The following is a 14,632-nucleotide window of genomic DNA, read 5'->3' on the forward strand; positions in this document are numbered from 1 at the left end:
GGCAGCAGATGCGCGCCAAGGTGCGTTATCGCATTCTTATTTTGACGCTGTTACCGATCTTACTCACACTCGTAAGTCTGGTGTTTATTACCATTTACTGGAATATCAGTTACACCGGTAATCAGTTATTTATGAAAGTGAGAGCTGACTTAGGGGTGGCTAAAAATACGCTTGAGTCGGTACAAGTTATTCAAGAGAAACGACTTGAACTTGTGATGCGCTCTTGGCCATTTCAAAATAAATTTAGACATATAGAGGCAGATAAAGACAGGTCGATTGAACTGATTAAGCAGCAGCTTTTTCATACTAAACTTGAAATGGATTTAGACTTTTTACGGCTGTTGTCGGTGGCCGAAGCTGCTGCCGACCCTGATTTGCGCCAAATGCTGCCACTTATTGAAGGCACAAAAGCAACATCGGGATTAATGGTGCTGTCGCCTAGCCGGCTTGCGAATATTGATCCGTTATTGGTTGAGCGTGCCCGTGTGCCGGTAGTCAAAACCGAGCGAGCGATAGACCCAACCAAGCAAGATGAACATCGTGGCCTGCTGAGCCGATCGTTACTGCCGATCCCCGATGCAACGGGCGCCGTTGCTTGGTATCTCGATGGCGGTATTTTACTTAACCGAGACACCCGTATTGTCGACCATATTCGTGATTTGGTTTACGACGAAGGCACCCTACCTGAACGCTCCATTGGTACTGTAACGATATTTCTCGACAATATTCGCATTAGTACTAACGTTCCGCTGCATTTTTTCCCCAAAGGCGAGGCTAAGCGCGGTCGTGCGCTCGGTAGCTTAGTGTCGACAGAAGTACGTGAAGAGGTGCTTAATCAGGGGCGGCAGTGGGTTAATCGTGCCTTTGTATTTAACGAGTGGTTTATCTCGGCTTATGCGCCGCTGCTTGATGTGCAAGGTAAGCGTATTGGCATGATCTATACCGGCTTTTCTGAGTCGCCATTTATCCATAATTACCTACTTAATATTATCGAACTCGGTACTATTTTAATGCTGGTTTTACTGGTATCTGGCTGGTTAGTTTATCGTGGTGCTTATAGTCTATTACAACCGATAGAGCGCATACATCATGTAGTGAAGGCAGTGCAATCGGGGCGTAATTTACGCATCGGTTCACTTGGGCTTGAGCGTGATAACGAATTATCTAATTTGGCGAGCCAATTTGATCGCATGCTTGATTTGTTGCAACGCCGTAACACCCAAATTCAAGCCGCTGCCGAGCAGCTCGAGGTCAAAGTTGAAGAACGCACGCGTAGCCTGCAAGAAAAAACCGAAGAGTTACAAGCCAACGTAGTGTTGCTCAATGAGACCCGCCAACAGTTGGTCATCAATGAAAAACTGACCGCTCTGGGTGAACTTACAGCGGGGATCGCGCACGAGATTAATAACCCTACGGCGGTTATTTTAGGCAACATGGAGTTACTTAAATACGAACTTGGTGATAATGCCGACTGTGTTGAAGAAGAAATAGAGCTTGTTATACAACAGGTTGGGCGGATTAGTACTATTATTCGTAGCTTACTGCAATACAGTCGTCCCGGTGAATTTAATGCACCATTAGAGATGCACCAACTTACCCCGATTATTGAAGAGATGTTGGTACTGGTGCGCCACTCGATTCAAAAGCAAGAGGTGGTGCTTAACCAAGAGCTCAATGCCAGTTACCCGATCCAGGTTAACCGTCCGCAGTTACTACAAGTGCTGATTAATATCGTGGTTAATGCTGCCCATGCTATCGACGGCAAGGGCAAGATTTGGATCCGCACCTATGACTGGATTCAGGGCGGCGATCCGGTTGGGGTGAAAATTGAAATCCAAGATGAAGGTAAAGGGATCCCTGAAGAGGAACTTAACCGGATTTTTGATCCCTTTTATACCACTCGTAAAGACGGTACAGGTTTAGGCTTGTCGTTAAGTTACGGCATTATTAAGCGTATTGGTGGCACAATCGAAGTGAGCTCGACTGTTGGAAAAGGCAGTTTGTTCACGATTGGGCTATACCACAAGGCGATTGAAGAGCAGACGAATATGCCGTATGAAGGCTTACAGTTACATGGCGAGCATATATAGCCTGTAAAACATGACTGTGGTTGTGAGCTGCGGCCAAAATTAACGCAAAAAAAAGCCGGGGATAATCCCGGCCACTTAAGAGTGTGAGCAATGATGTGCTTGATAAAACTCAAATTTTAAGGAGATGAGGATCCTTAGTTTGTGAGTGTTGGAACGCATGTAAATAATAATCATTATCATTTGGTTGTGCAAGTAATATTTGCTGTTTTTTAACCAATATATTTAGTAAATCGAACCAGCTATTTTAACTGGCTGATTGTATTGTATTTATTGCTGCTTTGTTTTTAAGGTTATTGGTACTGATGCTGTTATCAGTTGGGTTTGCATTAAATGACAGGCAAAAAAAAGCCGGAGAAAAATTCCGGCCACTTAAGAGTGTGTGAGCAATGTTGTGCTTAATGGAACTCGTTGCCATATAAAGATGATGAGAGCTTTATAAGTTGACTAGAGTTCCGGAACGCAAGTTAACAATAATCATTCTCATTAAGGTTTGCAAGTTTTATTCGTGATTTTATCTCAATAATATTAAATTTGTTTTTGCAGGTGCAATTTGTTTTGGCTTAAATCTTGGCTATTGGCCTGTACAGCAGTGATTTGATAGCGTTGGCCGATCAACATGTTCAGCATGGCAGGAAAGCAATTTCGTGTTTTAACTTCAATGCAGCAATAGCCCTGCTTGGCAGCCCAACGCTCTTGGTGTTCAAGCATGTGTTTTGCTAAACCAAGCCCACGGTAATCGGGCGTAACGCCGCCTAACCAGCTATAAAAAGTGTTGTCAGTAAGTTGGTAACCTAGCTTAAAACCTGCAATGTCACCTTCAATGCGAGTGATCAACAACAGTGCGCGGGGCGAATCCTGCAAGCGCGTATTGATCTCTTGCTTAGAATAACCGTTATCAAACTCCGGAATGGCATCATAAGCACGGCTTAGTAATGCTAAAACGTCGGGGGTAAAATCAGTGAACTGTTCAATATCAATAGTGTACATTTTTAAATCTCATCTATTTAGCAGGCTCACTTTTTACGCCTCAGGCAGAGGCGTAAAAGGTAGACTAATTGGCTAAATGATAACAGGTCTGGTCAGCCATTGTTAAGACCGACCTAATGTTATGCCAAGGTCTGCTTGCTTGGCTCGCTGAGAATTTTATCTTGCAATACTTTCAGTAGGACGCCATAAGCGGGTAAAAACAACCCAAGGCTAATAATGAGCTTAAAACCATAGTCTACAGTGGCGATTTCTGGCCAGTTAGCAGCCATAAAGCTATCTGTTGAGGCGTAAAACGCCAGACCAAAAAACACAAGGGTATCAACTAGGTTACCAATAATTGTAGAGGCAGATGGTGCTACCCACCAAGACTTAGTTTGTCTTAGCTTGGCAAACACAAAAATATCCATCAGTTGGCCAATCAAATAGGCGGCAAAGCTGGCAAAAGCGATTCTAAACACAAAGCTATTAAACTCGAGTAATGCTGCTGCACCTTGAAAGCTGCCTTGATGAAACACAACACCGATTAAATAAGAAATAACCAGTGACGGTAGCATGGCTAGAAAGATTATTTTTCTGGCAGCTTGCTGGCCAAATATTCTGACGGTGAGATCGGTTGCAAGATAAACAAAAGGAAAGCTAAATGCGCCCCATGTGGTATGCAATTCAAATATCTGAAAGGGAAGCTGCACCAAATAGTTACTGGCGCAAACAATGACGATATGGAAGCTTGCTAGAAGCAATAACGCACGGCGAACCTGCGTTGAAGATAACATTAACATTTTGTGGCCTTTTTAATAAATCGGGCGGGGTGAGGGAACCCGCAATAGCGTTAAACGCTATAATTTTACAATTTTAAGTGAATTAAAGTCTTTCATGCCCAATATAGGGGAGGCAAATTATAGAGAAGATTTGTAACAGAGCAAGCACAAAAAACATGTAGCAAGAAAAATCCTGCTACATGCCTTATTATGTGATTGATTTTAAATCTTATTGATCTTTTATAGTTCGGTCAAAATTGACAAGATTGTCGCAAGTTTATTTTCCAGCTCGGTCCATTCAATATCTGGCTCAGAGCCTGCAACAATCCCCGCCCCGGCAAATAGGTTAATGCGATTAGGTTCGATAAGGGCGCTACGAATTGCCACGGCAAACTCACTTTCGTGCAGGTTAAAGTAACCGCAGGCACCAGCATACCAACCACGCAGATAGCCTTCTTCTTGGCGAATAAAGTCAATCGCAGATTTTTTAGGTAACCCCCCGACTGCCGGTGTGGGGTGTAGTGCTTGGATCACCTGAAAGTCATTAACTTGCGCTTTTAACTCAGCTTGAATTGAGCGGTGCAGATGTTGAATATGGCTCAACTTAAAGATAGTTGGCAGCTCGTCAGCATCCACGTGGTTGCTGAGGGGATTGAGTTCATCGACAATCTGTTGGCGTACTAATAGGTTCTCGTGAGTATTTTTTTTGTCGTCTAGCAAGGCTTGTGCAAATGCCTTGTCTTGCTCCTGGTTAAGGCCGCGAATCGTGGTGCCAGCCAGAGCTTCGGTAAACAATGAGCGCTGCTTACGGTGGTATAACCGTTCAGGCGTACACGAGATAAAGGCCTTTTCAGGGCTAAATTGAAACCCAAATTGAAAACTGGTCGCGTTTCGCCCTTGCCAGCAAGCAAGTAGGGTCCACGGATCGACCGATTCGCTAACTTCTAATTGGGTTTGACGTGATAGAACCACCTTAGGGGTGTGTTCATTAAAGCCGGGCTCAGTGACTTGCTTAATCAATTGGTCCCAGCGGGCACGGCTAGGGGTGTCATTTCGGCCCATTAAAGCCACTTTTTTTAGTGGTGTAAGTGGCTTAGGGTTGTCTAGCAATGAAATTGCAGCCAGGGTGCTAGCGATCTCTTGCTCAAGGCTGGCCTCGGAAATATTGAGATTGACGATGAGCTTGTATTCGGTGGCGCTACGGCGCAATTCAATTCGTGGCAATATAAAACGTGCTTTACCAAACTCAGGCCAGCTTTCATTTTTACGATCAAATGCGACGCCACCGTAATAGCGAATATTAGGGTTACTGGTGAGTTCACGCTGTTTGAGGTATTTCTCCGACAGCTCTATGTCATCCACGTCATCGCCAAAAAAGAAATCAGTACAGCAACCAATTGCCGCCACTTCCTCTTCGGTATCCCGTCCCTTCCAGTAGAGTCTTGGGTAGGTTGACTGGGCAGCTAACCACGCAATAAGCGGGATCGCTGCAATCGTCACTGAAACCTGAATGATAGGATCGTTAGCAGGTTGTTCAGATAAAGATTTTAGCTTGTCGGTTAAAGACTTAATCGCGTGAGACAGCAAGGGGGCGGTCAATAAAAACTCCAAATAGCATTTCGTTCAGGCTGGGTTGCGAAAAGGTGTTGGACCTTGAAATTTGTGCAGCCAGTTTCAAACTAGGTAAGGCAATCTGTGTCACAAAATAATAGCCAGTGGGAATAGTGTCAAGTTGATCGCCGCGCAGCTGTGAGCTGTCGCTGACTATTTTATCAACACGCTATCTATTTATTGAGTTTATACAAAAAGGTTTCACTGAACCTGATGTGAGTCGCCGCCAGATGTCCCTTTTTGTCTATTTTGTTTTTACGCATGGACATAATGTCACATCCAGTAATGCGCGCTCACTGCCATTGTGTGAATTAGTTGATCTAGGTAGTTATTCTACTTTGCATTACTTGTGCCTTGGTAGGCTCTTTCTGACAATAGCGCTTATTAAACGGCAGATGATGGCAAACCATATGAAAAATAATAACGCGTTGAAGCTCTCTACAATTGCGCTGGCACTCGGCGTCGCTTTTCAAGCTCAAGCAAGTGAACTAGAGCGTGACCCCATTTTGGATGTAACCGAAGTGATAGTTGTTCATGGTGAGCAACCCGCTGCAATTGAGTCGAGCACAACTCACTGGAGCCTTGATGCAGAAGACATTAAAGCCTTAGGCGCACAAAGCTTAGACCAGCTGCTAAAAAATGTTCCGGGTTTATACGTACGTGTGGGCGGCGAAGGCACCCCGCGTGTTGATGTGCGTGGCTTTAAGGCGCGACACGTTGTTTATTTGATTAATGGTGTACCGGCTAACGGCGCTGAAGAGGGCCAATTTGACCCAAGTTTAATTCCTGCTAGCCAAATAGCGTCAGTAGAAGTGTCTGTAGGGCCAACATCAGTGCTTTATGGTCCAGGTGGCGCCGGTGGCGTGATTAATATCATTACCAAAAGAGGTGACAACTCGCCGTCACTATCTGGCCGCTTAGAAGTCGCAGATGACGATACCTTTAATGGTGATATCAGTGCCGCTGGTAGCGGTGAAAAGTGGCAAGGTATGATCAACTATACCCACCAACAAACTGATGGCTGGGCGATGTCTGATGATTACGAAAAAACCGAATACCAGCAAGATGACACCCGCCAAAATGCAGATAAAACTTTAGATAACGTGTATGCGCAAGGTAGCTATCTATTGAGTGATGATACTCAGCTACTGGCCAACATGACTTACCGCCAAGGTGAATGGGGCAAGCCAAGCCGTGATGGAACAGGCACTGGCACCGTTAAATTTGAAAGAGTAGAAGATTTTGAAGAGGTCACCGCTCAGTTAGGTGTCGCACATAAGTTTAATTCAATGTTCACTTTGCGTGGCTTTGCTTACCACAACCAAAGTGACGTCATCGAAATTCGCTATAAAAATGATAGCTTTGATACCATCAAAACTTATCAAGATGGCCGTTCTGTAGTGCAAGGCGGCAACGTACAGTTTATTTCTAATTTTGACCAAGCTGGCATTTTAACCACAGCACTTATTGCTGAAAAGCAGGGCTGGAAGTCGCTTTCTGAATCGCCAAGCAGTTCGACGGTATCGATTCTGGGTGACGGCAGCGGCGGTGGCGGTGGCAGTGGTGGCGACGATGGCATTGAGCGTTTAGATGATGATGCATGGCTATATACCGCCGCTTTAGAGTACCAATATCAAGGCGAAGGTTATGGTTTTACGCTCGGTGGCGCAGGTCATGAACACGACCGTGAATTAGTATCTGAAAGCGATTTCTCTGGCCAAGTCTCTGGTTACTGGCAGCCACACAATGATACTCGCATCAATATGGGCGTTGCACGTAAAGTGCGTTTCCCATCAATGCGTAATCTTTATGCGCTTTCGTCTGGTAATGCTGAGCTGCAACAAGAGGTGTCGCAACATGTTGAGCTAGGTTTAGTGCAAGCAATCGGTAATGCCACTGAGTTTAATATTGCTGGTTACTATACTGACGCAGAAGACTACATTGCCAAAGACACATCGAGTGTTTACCAAAACATGGGGGACTACGTCTTTAAAGGGGTAGACCTTCAGTTACAAAACAACAGCTTCGATAATTTATCCATGACCATTGCCTACAGTTTCTTGGATACTGAAGACAAAACTGCCGCGGCAGACATGAAAAACTTAGAGCACAGACCACGCCATAAAGTGCACTTTAATGCGCAATACCAATTACCTTTTGCAATGCAAATCAACTTAAATGTTGAGCGTATTATGGATCAAATCTATTACGCAGAGCAGGAAGTTGCCGGTGTTGACATGATGGTTGAGCAGTCTTTAGCCGATTACACCTTGGTTGACTTAAACGTTGTGCAACCGTTATTGGACGACAAGCTAGACCTGTACATACGTGCTACTAACTTGCTAGATGAAAGCTACTACCAAAGCGAGGCGTTACCGCAAGCGGGTCGCCAAGTGTTTATCGGTATTAACTGGCAAATTTAGTCTGTAGGAGAGTGGTATGAGCCTGATTGAGCTGACAGGGATCCATTTTGGTTATGGCGTTAACCAAGACCTGATATTAAATGATCTTAACTTGTCAGTGAGTCAAGGTGAGTGCCACTGCATTAGCGGGGTTACCGGAAGTGGCAAGTCCAGCATTTTACATCTGATTGCTGGTGGGCTTTCACGGCCCTTTGAGGGCGAGATGGTACGCCATCCGTCTTTAATGGTCGGCCTCGTAATGCAAGACCCAAATGTACAGATTTTGCGTCAAAGTGTGGGGGCAGAAATTGCTTTTGCTTTAGAGAACCTCGGCACGCCGTCGGATCTTATGCTTGATAAAGTGCAAGATGCCCTGCGGCGTGTTGGCTTGTATATCAGTATTGATACTCCGGTTGAAGTGCTGTCTTTAGGGCAAAAATATCGGTTAATGCTTGCAGCGCAACTGGTGTTTGAACCTAATCTATTATTGCTTGACGAGCCATGGACTCAGCTCGATAACCACGGCGTACAAGAGTTGTATTTTGTGCTTAAAAACCTGCTTGATGAAGGGGTGGCGATTGTCATGGTTGAGCACCACCCTCAAGCATTTAAGCAATTGATTTCCCACATGTGGCATATAGAACACGGCAAATTAGCAGTCGGTCAGCTTGATATCACGGCCGCTAATTGCTGCCATTTATGTACGTTGGCGGCCAATGATGCACCGGTGACGGAGCGGCGAGTGCAACTGTTACCGCATCGTTTTCAATTTTCAGGTCAAGATGTCTTGTTCGGTTGCCCTGAAACTCTAACCATTTCGGCGGGCCAAATTGTGGCGCTCAGTGGTGATAACGGCAGTGGTAAAAGTAGCTTATTAAAGGCGTTAGCGGGGATCCAAGCGGATATCGGTCAGCTGCCGGTAAAGGTATTAAATCGTCGCCCACAGCGCGGTATATACGGTGCTGAAGTTTGTATCTTGCTACAAAGGCCCAGTCGGCAACTATTTGAACAAACCGTATTGAGTGAAATGCAGTTTAGTTTACGCCGCTACCAGCTCCCACTTGTGCGCGCTGAACAAATGCTTGCGCAGTTATCTTTATCGCATTTAGCTGGCGCATCACCGCATAAATTGTCCTACGGCCAGCAACATATTATTGCCTTTGCCTCGTTGGCCTGTTTACAACCCAAAGTGCTGTTACTCGATGACCCTTTTGCAGGCTTAGACGGTGTGTATGTCGACATGGTGTGGACGTTACTGCATCAATTGCGTCAGCAAGGCTGCGCTATTTTACTGACCAGCCACCGAGAGGTGTCATCAGAATACATTGATAAAGCTTGGCATATAGAGTCAGGCTGCTTGTTAGAAAAGGCGCTGTCATTAGCGCAGCGCAATGCAAGTTAAGCGTGGCAGTAGCATGCAAGACAAAGTGGTATGTACTGCGCGATTGTTAAATAAAACCAATGCATGCGCTTTAGCGATGGTATTTAGTTTACTGCTATCTAGCAGTGCGTTTTTTATTACCGTTGAAGCGCTGTGGATTGTAGTGGTAATGAACATTGGCCTGGTTTTGCACGGGCTAATTTTAAAGAAAAAAATTCGTATTTTGGTCCGCTTAGCCTTAATACAGTTGGTGACCACCCTAACGCTCTATTATTTATTTCATGGGCAAGGGCAACTGCTTGAGGGCGCTATTGTAGTGCTGAGAGTGTTATTGGCCATGGTGCCAGGCTGGTGGTTGTCGAATACGCAGAGCCCTGAACGATTAGGGCAGGTGCTTAGCTGGGGGTTGCCGCATAAATGGGCTTTCGTGATAGCCGCCTCACTGAGTTTATTGCCGTTTATGTCGCGAGAGCTGAACGAAATTTATCAAATTCAATGTATGCGAGGCGCAAGGATCAGCCCTAAAGATTTACGTAACCCAAAAAATTGGTCTGAGTTTGTGTATTGCGTGTTGTTTCCGCTGCTGATCCAGCTATTAAAATTATCCAAACAAATGGCGATGTCAGCTAAGTTGCGTCATTTTAACGAGCGTCGCCGTCCCTCTCATTGGCCCGCGACCAGAGACAAATAATGAAACTTAAATTTGAGCTACAAGACGCCCTATTTATAGGCTTTTGCGCCACGTTACTCGTGGTTATAAAAAGCATGCTACGCCTTAAACTCGGGCTCAGTGGGCATTCAATGTTTTTAATGACCTTTTTCTACTTGCTCTGTTATGGCGCGGTGGGTAAAGCCGGCTCAATTACCGCTTGCGGTTTACTCGCTGGGGTGGTTGCCATGCTGCTGAGTGTTGGTAAAGGTGGGCCGTTAATTTTACTCAAATTTGGCCTTCCAGCTGTGGCAATGGACTTGATTTTATTACTAATATCCGGTGCTTTTAACTTGCGTTTACAAAGCGTAATAGTGGCATTGGTGGGTAGCTTTGCATGGGCAAGCAAAGGCTGGGCTGAAAACATGCTTGCCGGAATGACATCGCAAATAGCGTTAACCAAATTTGCACTTAACTTTTTGCAAGGTGGTGTATTTGCTGTTGGAGCTGCGCTGCTAGTCCCGAGCGTACTAAAGCGGCTACAGGCACATGATTTATTTGAAGACCACCACAGTAAAAAAAGTAAGCACTGAACAGAACAATACTGAACATTAGGAGTGACCATGAAAAGCTGGCTAATCTGCATCGATGATACGGATGATATCGGGACTAAAGGTACTGGTGAAATCGCAGAAGAAATAGCAGCGTTGCTCGCTGAAAAACATGCTAATAATGCTGAATGCGACGATAAATGCTTTATCACTCGGCATCAATTGTTTGTGCATCCATCAATTCCGTATACATCGCATAACAGTGCCATGTGTTTTTTATTTAAAACGCACCTTAGTTTCAGTGAAATCAAACAGACTTGTGTGAGCCACTTACTGAAAGAATCCGCTGGAGCTGCTGACCCAGGCCTCGCCATATTAGACATGGCGTCTACCTATAATATGGCAGCATTAATTGCTTTTGGGCAATCAGCAAAAGTTGAAGTAAAAACAAAGCAGCAAGCCTACGATTTAGCTAAAGAACAAGGTGTTGATTTAACTGAACACGGCGGCACTGGGCAGGGGGTTATTGGCGCACTAGCGGGTATTGGTTTGCGATTAAGTGGCCAAGATGGCCGCGTAAAAGGTCATTTTAATCTCTGTGACGACGCTGATGACGAGCCTGCTCGAATCAATTTGAGTGTTGATGAGATTATTGACCGAACGTCGCTGCATGCGGTTATGAGTGTTGATGGCGCCGTATTAGCGGGTCATGAGCGAGTGATACTAAGCGGTAAAATTAAAGCCGTTTATTGCCAGCACCGATTTGCATTATTGGTCAATCGCCACAACGAAAGATGGGTTAATGCGTCTAAGCAGCTGCTAAAGTCTTATTAGAGATGAACATGGATAAATGGTTTAACTATGGCGATGGAGTATGGCGGTTTAAGTTTGATGCCGAATCATACTCAGCCTCACAAGAGGCTGCTAAACATTGTAATTACTTTGCTGCAGACGATGAAGATGAGCAGACAGACGACCAGTTACGCTCTTGCTTTAATTGCCTTTTTCGTCGCTGGCACGTTAATGGATTTGATTGTTACCACAGGCCGCCTCAAACATAAGGTAACGCTCTAAGCCATATTTTATATGAAAATATCTTACTAAAGCCGCTTAAACGTAATGCGATTGTTTGTTACTCTAAATAGAGTCTTAACTCTATTTAAGCCGAGTGGTGAATTTTAGTGCATTTTATGCCGCTAAATCAGCCGTAAAATCACAATAGCTTGGCTTTTTGTTGTAACACAATACAGCTTGAAGTGATCGATATAATGGATGATGTAGCCGAAGCGGCCCCTTTACTAAAAATCGCTGTTGAAAAACTGAGAGTCGGCATGTTTGTCGATTCAATGGATGGCTCCAATAAGCAGATTAGTATTGCTAACGCAGGCCAGATCCACGATCGAGCAGCCATACTCAAATTACGCCGTAGTGGCATTAGCCATGTTTGGGTTGATGTCGAGCGCTCATCAAATGATAGTGGTTTGAAAATGCCCGTTTCAAACCCTACGCTAGCAGTTAAAAAACTTGCCAAAGATCGCGTGACCAACATCAAGCATGCTAAGGCGTTAATGGCTGAAGCAAAAGGCTTGCTGCAAAAAGTAATGTCAGAAACTTTTGAAGGCAAAATGGTAGAAGTTGAGCCATTTGAAGATCTTGCTGACAGCATGATTGTCGCGGTGCTGCGGGATCCAGATGCACTCAAATGCGTGTCGGCATTGCGCACTAAAAATGCTTACCTGCTAGAACACTCCGTAAATGTGGCTTTTTTGCTGGTTACTTTTGGTGGTTATTTAGGGCTTGAAAGGGAAGTGCTGCGCAAATTAGCGATTGGTGGTTTTTTACATGATGTGGGAAAAATTCGAGTCGACTGCAACATATTAAATAAGCCTGACAAGCTTAGCGATGAAGAGTTTGAGCAGGTCAAGCTACACCAAAACTATGCAATCGAGATCATGGATAAAGCCCAAGGCGTGTCGCAGATCAGTAAAGACATTTGCTTAATGCACCACGAAAAATTAGACGGCACCGGCTACCCGCGCGGCCTAAGTGGTGATGATATTCCGCTTTATGGGCGTATGAGCTGTATTGTTGATATTTTTGATGCACTCACTGCCGCGCGCTGCTACAAAGAGGCAATGAGCCCGGCTCGCGCATTTAAAATGCTACTCAGCCTAACGCCATTCCATTTAGACGAAGCCTTAGTTTATGATTTTATCCGTTGTGTCGGGGTTTACCCGGTTGGCTCGCTAGTTGAGCTGTCGGATGGCCGCGTTGGTATTGTATGGGAGTCAACGCCAAATAATGTGTTGCACCCCAAGGTAAAATGCTTCTATTCCAATTTTCAAAAACGCTACACTGAAGTGGTGATTGTTGACCTGCAGCAGTCTGATTTTTATATTGAAAAGGGAATTTCCCCAAGTAGTTTACCCGTTGACCCAGCACCTTTTTATTAACTAATTTAGCCGTCGGCATAGTGATGACGACGGTTATAGCTTGTTAGCCTTATCATTCCAGCCATTCGGTAAAACATAAAAATAAGGTTTTTAAACTTATTTAATAGCGTGAGCTGAATAAGCAATCTCTCAATGTGTCGTTATTCAGTTATAAACAAATAGTATAGTCTTAGCTGAAAAAGCTATTAATTAGTAATAAAGGATCTTGGCAGAAAAGATAATCGTCGCTAATAATTGCGCTTCATTCTTGGTATTGATTAGGGGCGCGCATGAATAAAGGCTTAATTTTACTATGCTGCTTAGTATTGATCAGTGCTTCATTGATGACGACAGGGCTGACGCGAGCATTAATCGATCTTGGTGCATTTAGCGGATTGTTGTGGTTGGTGTTACGCGATCAAAATAAGATGTCTGAATAAGCATCCATTCTAACACGTGCTTTCCACTCTTAATGGCTGCTACCACTTAAGTCGCCTATCTATTACAGCCTAGGCGCAATAGTGTTATGCCGGCTTTACCATAAAATATACATTAACGAACAACTGCCAATAGCCAGCCATAACATTAGCCCAAGAACCAGAGGCTTAGCTCCGGTAGCTTTCATTTTCTTTAGGGTGATCCCTGCGCCGATTAAAAACAAACACAGTACCAACAATCGTTTCGATACCATAAAAATCACTTCATAAACCGGCGCGCCTTGCGGCAGCCAGTAAGCAATAGCGATACTGAGGCAGTAAAAGCCAATAAAGTATGGCAAGGCGATTTTGTTTTTATCACCACTAAAGAGCATAGCGCTAACCAAAGCGACGGGAATAATCCACAACGCTCTGGCTAATTTAATGGTGGTGGCGGTAGTGAGGGCTTCGGTGCCGTAAGCTGACGCTGCCCCAACGACTGACGAGGTATCGTGTATGGCAATGGCGCTCCACACCCCAAAATCATGCTGCGTCATCGACAATGCATGACCAATAGCCGGAAACAAAAATAGCGCAATCGAGTTAAGAATAAACACCGTAGCTAAAGCAATTGCGGCTTGCTCGCTATTAGCCTTAATTGCAGGTGACACTGCCGCGATGGCGCTGCCGCCACAAATTGCAGTACCCGAGGCAATTAAATAGCCCGTTTTAGGGTCAAACTTCAATAAGCGTGTTAACGAAACACCCAATACCAAGGTAAAAATAATAGAGCCGATAATTAACGGTAAGTTGTCTAAGCTGACCTCAACCGCAGCTTCTAACTGAATACCAAAGCCTAAACCGACAATGGAATAAGCCAGCAGTTTTTTAGTTAATGACCCCAGCACTTGTGGCGCAGGTGCCCAGCCTATACTCGCAATGGTAAAGCCTAAAATAAGTGCCACCGGCGAGGAGATAAAAGGCAGCAGGCATAACAGCGCAACAATAACAAAAATAGCTCGTTGAGCTTTTGGCTGGTGCAATATGGTCATTAAATAAAACCTAAGTTTCGACTGCAAATGAGTTGGCGATTATAACGGTTGTGATTAGTTTAATAAATTAAATAGTGGTTAGTTAAAATGTAAGTAAAGTTATATGGTTAATTGGTATTTGCTGACCAGTATTACAAGGATGGTTCATCCTATCGAGGGTAGCTAACTTAAATAATCTAGCGTAGATGCGGGCGTGACCGTCGATGGTGCCCGTAGCTGCCCATGCGCCTGCTGCAGGCAATTGAAACCCCAATTGGGGAAGCTAACTCACTCATGCTCTAAAGTGAGTTAGCTTTAAATTAA

General features: G+C 44.6%; 13 protein-coding genes. 9 read left to right on the top strand and 4 right to left on the bottom strand.

Annotation, left to right across the window (positions count from 1 at the left end):
• Positions 1-8: 8 nt before the first annotated feature.
• On the top strand, positions 9-2,090 hold the full coding sequence (locus tag RGE70_RS00550) for a sensor histidine kinase (protein ID WP_375087920.1): 2,082 nt from the start codon (positions 9-11) through the stop codon (positions 2,088-2,090).
• 525 nt (positions 2,091-2,615) lie between these two features.
• Here RGE70_RS00550 and RGE70_RS00555 read toward each other — a convergent pair.
• The 3 genes from RGE70_RS00555 to RGE70_RS00565 all read right to left on the bottom strand — a co-directional run bounded on the left by RGE70_RS00555 (position 2,616) and on the right by RGE70_RS00565 (position 5,434).
• Positions 2,616-3,077: a GNAT family N-acetyltransferase gene (locus RGE70_RS00555; RefSeq protein WP_310469613.1), complete on the bottom strand. Its 462-nt coding sequence runs from the start codon at positions 3,075-3,077 to the stop codon at positions 2,616-2,618.
• A 119-nt stretch (positions 3,078-3,196) separates the two neighbouring features.
• Complete coding sequence (locus RGE70_RS00560) at positions 3,197-3,856, bottom strand: 7-cyano-7-deazaguanine/7-aminomethyl-7-deazaguanine transporter (RefSeq protein ID WP_310469614.1); 660 nt, start codon at positions 3,854-3,856, stop codon at positions 3,197-3,199.
• A gap of 219 nt (positions 3,857-4,075) precedes the next feature.
• Entirely contained in the window at positions 4,076-5,434 is a 1,359-nt protein-coding gene (locus RGE70_RS00565; RefSeq protein WP_310469615.1) for an isochorismate synthase, read from the bottom strand.
• Positions 5,435-5,856: 422 nt separating this feature from the next.
• On the opposite strand from RGE70_RS00565, the gene RGE70_RS00570 reads away from it, so the two are divergent.
• The 8 genes from RGE70_RS00570 to RGE70_RS00605 all read left to right on the top strand — a co-directional run bounded on the left by RGE70_RS00570 (position 5,857) and on the right by RGE70_RS00605 (position 13,301).
• Positions 5,857-7,869, top strand: a complete 2,013-nt coding sequence (locus RGE70_RS00570) for a TonB-dependent receptor plug domain-containing protein (RefSeq protein WP_310469616.1) — start codon at positions 5,857-5,859, stop codon at positions 7,867-7,869.
• A gap of 16 nt (positions 7,870-7,885) precedes the next feature.
• Positions 7,886-9,250, top strand: a complete 1,365-nt coding sequence (locus RGE70_RS00575) for an ATP-binding cassette domain-containing protein (RefSeq protein WP_310469617.1) — start codon at positions 7,886-7,888, stop codon at positions 9,248-9,250.
• A 13-nt stretch (positions 9,251-9,263) separates the two neighbouring features.
• Positions 9,264-9,920 carry an energy-coupling factor transporter transmembrane component T gene (locus RGE70_RS00580; RefSeq protein ID WP_310469618.1) on the top strand — a complete coding sequence of 219 codons (657 nt, stop codon included), beginning with the start codon at positions 9,264-9,266 and terminating at the stop codon, positions 9,918-9,920.
• The gene (locus RGE70_RS00585; protein ID WP_310469619.1) at positions 9,920-10,471 is read left to right on the top strand and encodes a core component of ECF transporter; all 552 of its coding nucleotides are present in this window, start codon (positions 9,920-9,922) and stop codon (positions 10,469-10,471) included. The genes RGE70_RS00580 and RGE70_RS00585 overlap by 1 nt, the downstream gene beginning before the upstream one ends.
• Before the next feature lie 30 nt (positions 10,472-10,501).
• Positions 10,502-11,263 carry a DNA-binding protein gene (locus RGE70_RS00590; RefSeq protein ID WP_310469620.1) on the top strand — a complete coding sequence of 254 codons (762 nt, stop codon included), beginning with the start codon at positions 10,502-10,504 and terminating at the stop codon, positions 11,261-11,263.
• Positions 11,264-11,271: 8 nt separating this feature from the next.
• Positions 11,272-11,490: a hypothetical protein gene (locus RGE70_RS00595; RefSeq protein WP_310469621.1), complete on the top strand. Its 219-nt coding sequence runs from the start codon at positions 11,272-11,274 to the stop codon at positions 11,488-11,490.
• 207 nt (positions 11,491-11,697) lie between these two features.
• Positions 11,698-12,882, top strand: coding sequence for a cyclic di-GMP phosphodiesterase (locus RGE70_RS00600; RefSeq protein ID WP_310469622.1), 1,185 nt, complete (start codon positions 11,698-11,700; stop codon positions 12,880-12,882).
• Positions 12,883-13,151: 269 nt separating this feature from the next.
• The gene (locus RGE70_RS00605) at positions 13,152-13,301 is read left to right on the top strand and encodes a hypothetical protein (protein WP_310469623.1); all 150 of its coding nucleotides are present in this window, start codon (positions 13,152-13,154) and stop codon (positions 13,299-13,301) included.
• A gap of 95 nt (positions 13,302-13,396) precedes the next feature.
• Here the strand turns inward: RGE70_RS00605 and RGE70_RS00610 are convergent, their stop codons facing one another.
• Positions 13,397-14,329, bottom strand: a complete 933-nt coding sequence (locus RGE70_RS00610) for a YeiH family protein (protein ID WP_310469624.1) — start codon at positions 14,327-14,329, stop codon at positions 13,397-13,399.
• Positions 14,330-14,632 lie beyond the last annotated feature (303 nt).

This window comes from Shewanella youngdeokensis (assembly GCF_033180165.1).
Classification (GTDB): Bacteria; Pseudomonadota; Gammaproteobacteria; order Enterobacterales; family Shewanellaceae; genus Shewanella; species Shewanella youngdeokensis.

Excerpts from the sequence above, each read along its gene's own strand:
- RGE70_RS00550 (WP_375087920.1), top strand. The coding sequence starts at position 9 with ATGCGCGCCAAGGTGCGTTATCGCATTCTTATTTTGACGCTGTTACCG.
- RGE70_RS00555 (WP_310469613.1), bottom strand. The coding sequence starts at position 3,077 with ATGTACACTATTGATATTGAACAGTTCACTGATTTTACCCCCGACGTT.
- RGE70_RS00560 (WP_310469614.1), bottom strand. The coding sequence starts at position 3,856 with ATGTTAATGTTATCTTCAACGCAGGTTCGCCGTGCGTTATTGCTTCTA.
- RGE70_RS00570 (WP_310469616.1), top strand. The coding sequence starts at position 5,857 with ATGAAAAATAATAACGCGTTGAAGCTCTCTACAATTGCGCTGGCACTC.
- RGE70_RS00575 (WP_310469617.1), top strand. The coding sequence starts at position 7,886 with ATGAGCCTGATTGAGCTGACAGGGATCCATTTTGGTTATGGCGTTAAC.
- RGE70_RS00580 (WP_310469618.1), top strand. The coding sequence starts at position 9,264 with ATGCAAGACAAAGTGGTATGTACTGCGCGATTGTTAAATAAAACCAAT.
- RGE70_RS00585 (WP_310469619.1), top strand. The coding sequence starts at position 9,920 with ATGAAACTTAAATTTGAGCTACAAGACGCCCTATTTATAGGCTTTTGC.
- RGE70_RS00590 (WP_310469620.1), top strand. The coding sequence starts at position 10,502 with ATGAAAAGCTGGCTAATCTGCATCGATGATACGGATGATATCGGGACT.
- RGE70_RS00595 (WP_310469621.1), top strand. The coding sequence starts at position 11,272 with ATGGATAAATGGTTTAACTATGGCGATGGAGTATGGCGGTTTAAGTTT.
- RGE70_RS00600 (WP_310469622.1), top strand. The coding sequence starts at position 11,698 with ATGGATGATGTAGCCGAAGCGGCCCCTTTACTAAAAATCGCTGTTGAA.
- RGE70_RS00605 (WP_310469623.1), top strand. The coding sequence starts at position 13,152 with ATGAATAAAGGCTTAATTTTACTATGCTGCTTAGTATTGATCAGTGCT.
- RGE70_RS00610 (WP_310469624.1), bottom strand. The coding sequence starts at position 14,329 with ATGACCATATTGCACCAGCCAAAAGCTCAACGAGCTATTTTTGTTATT.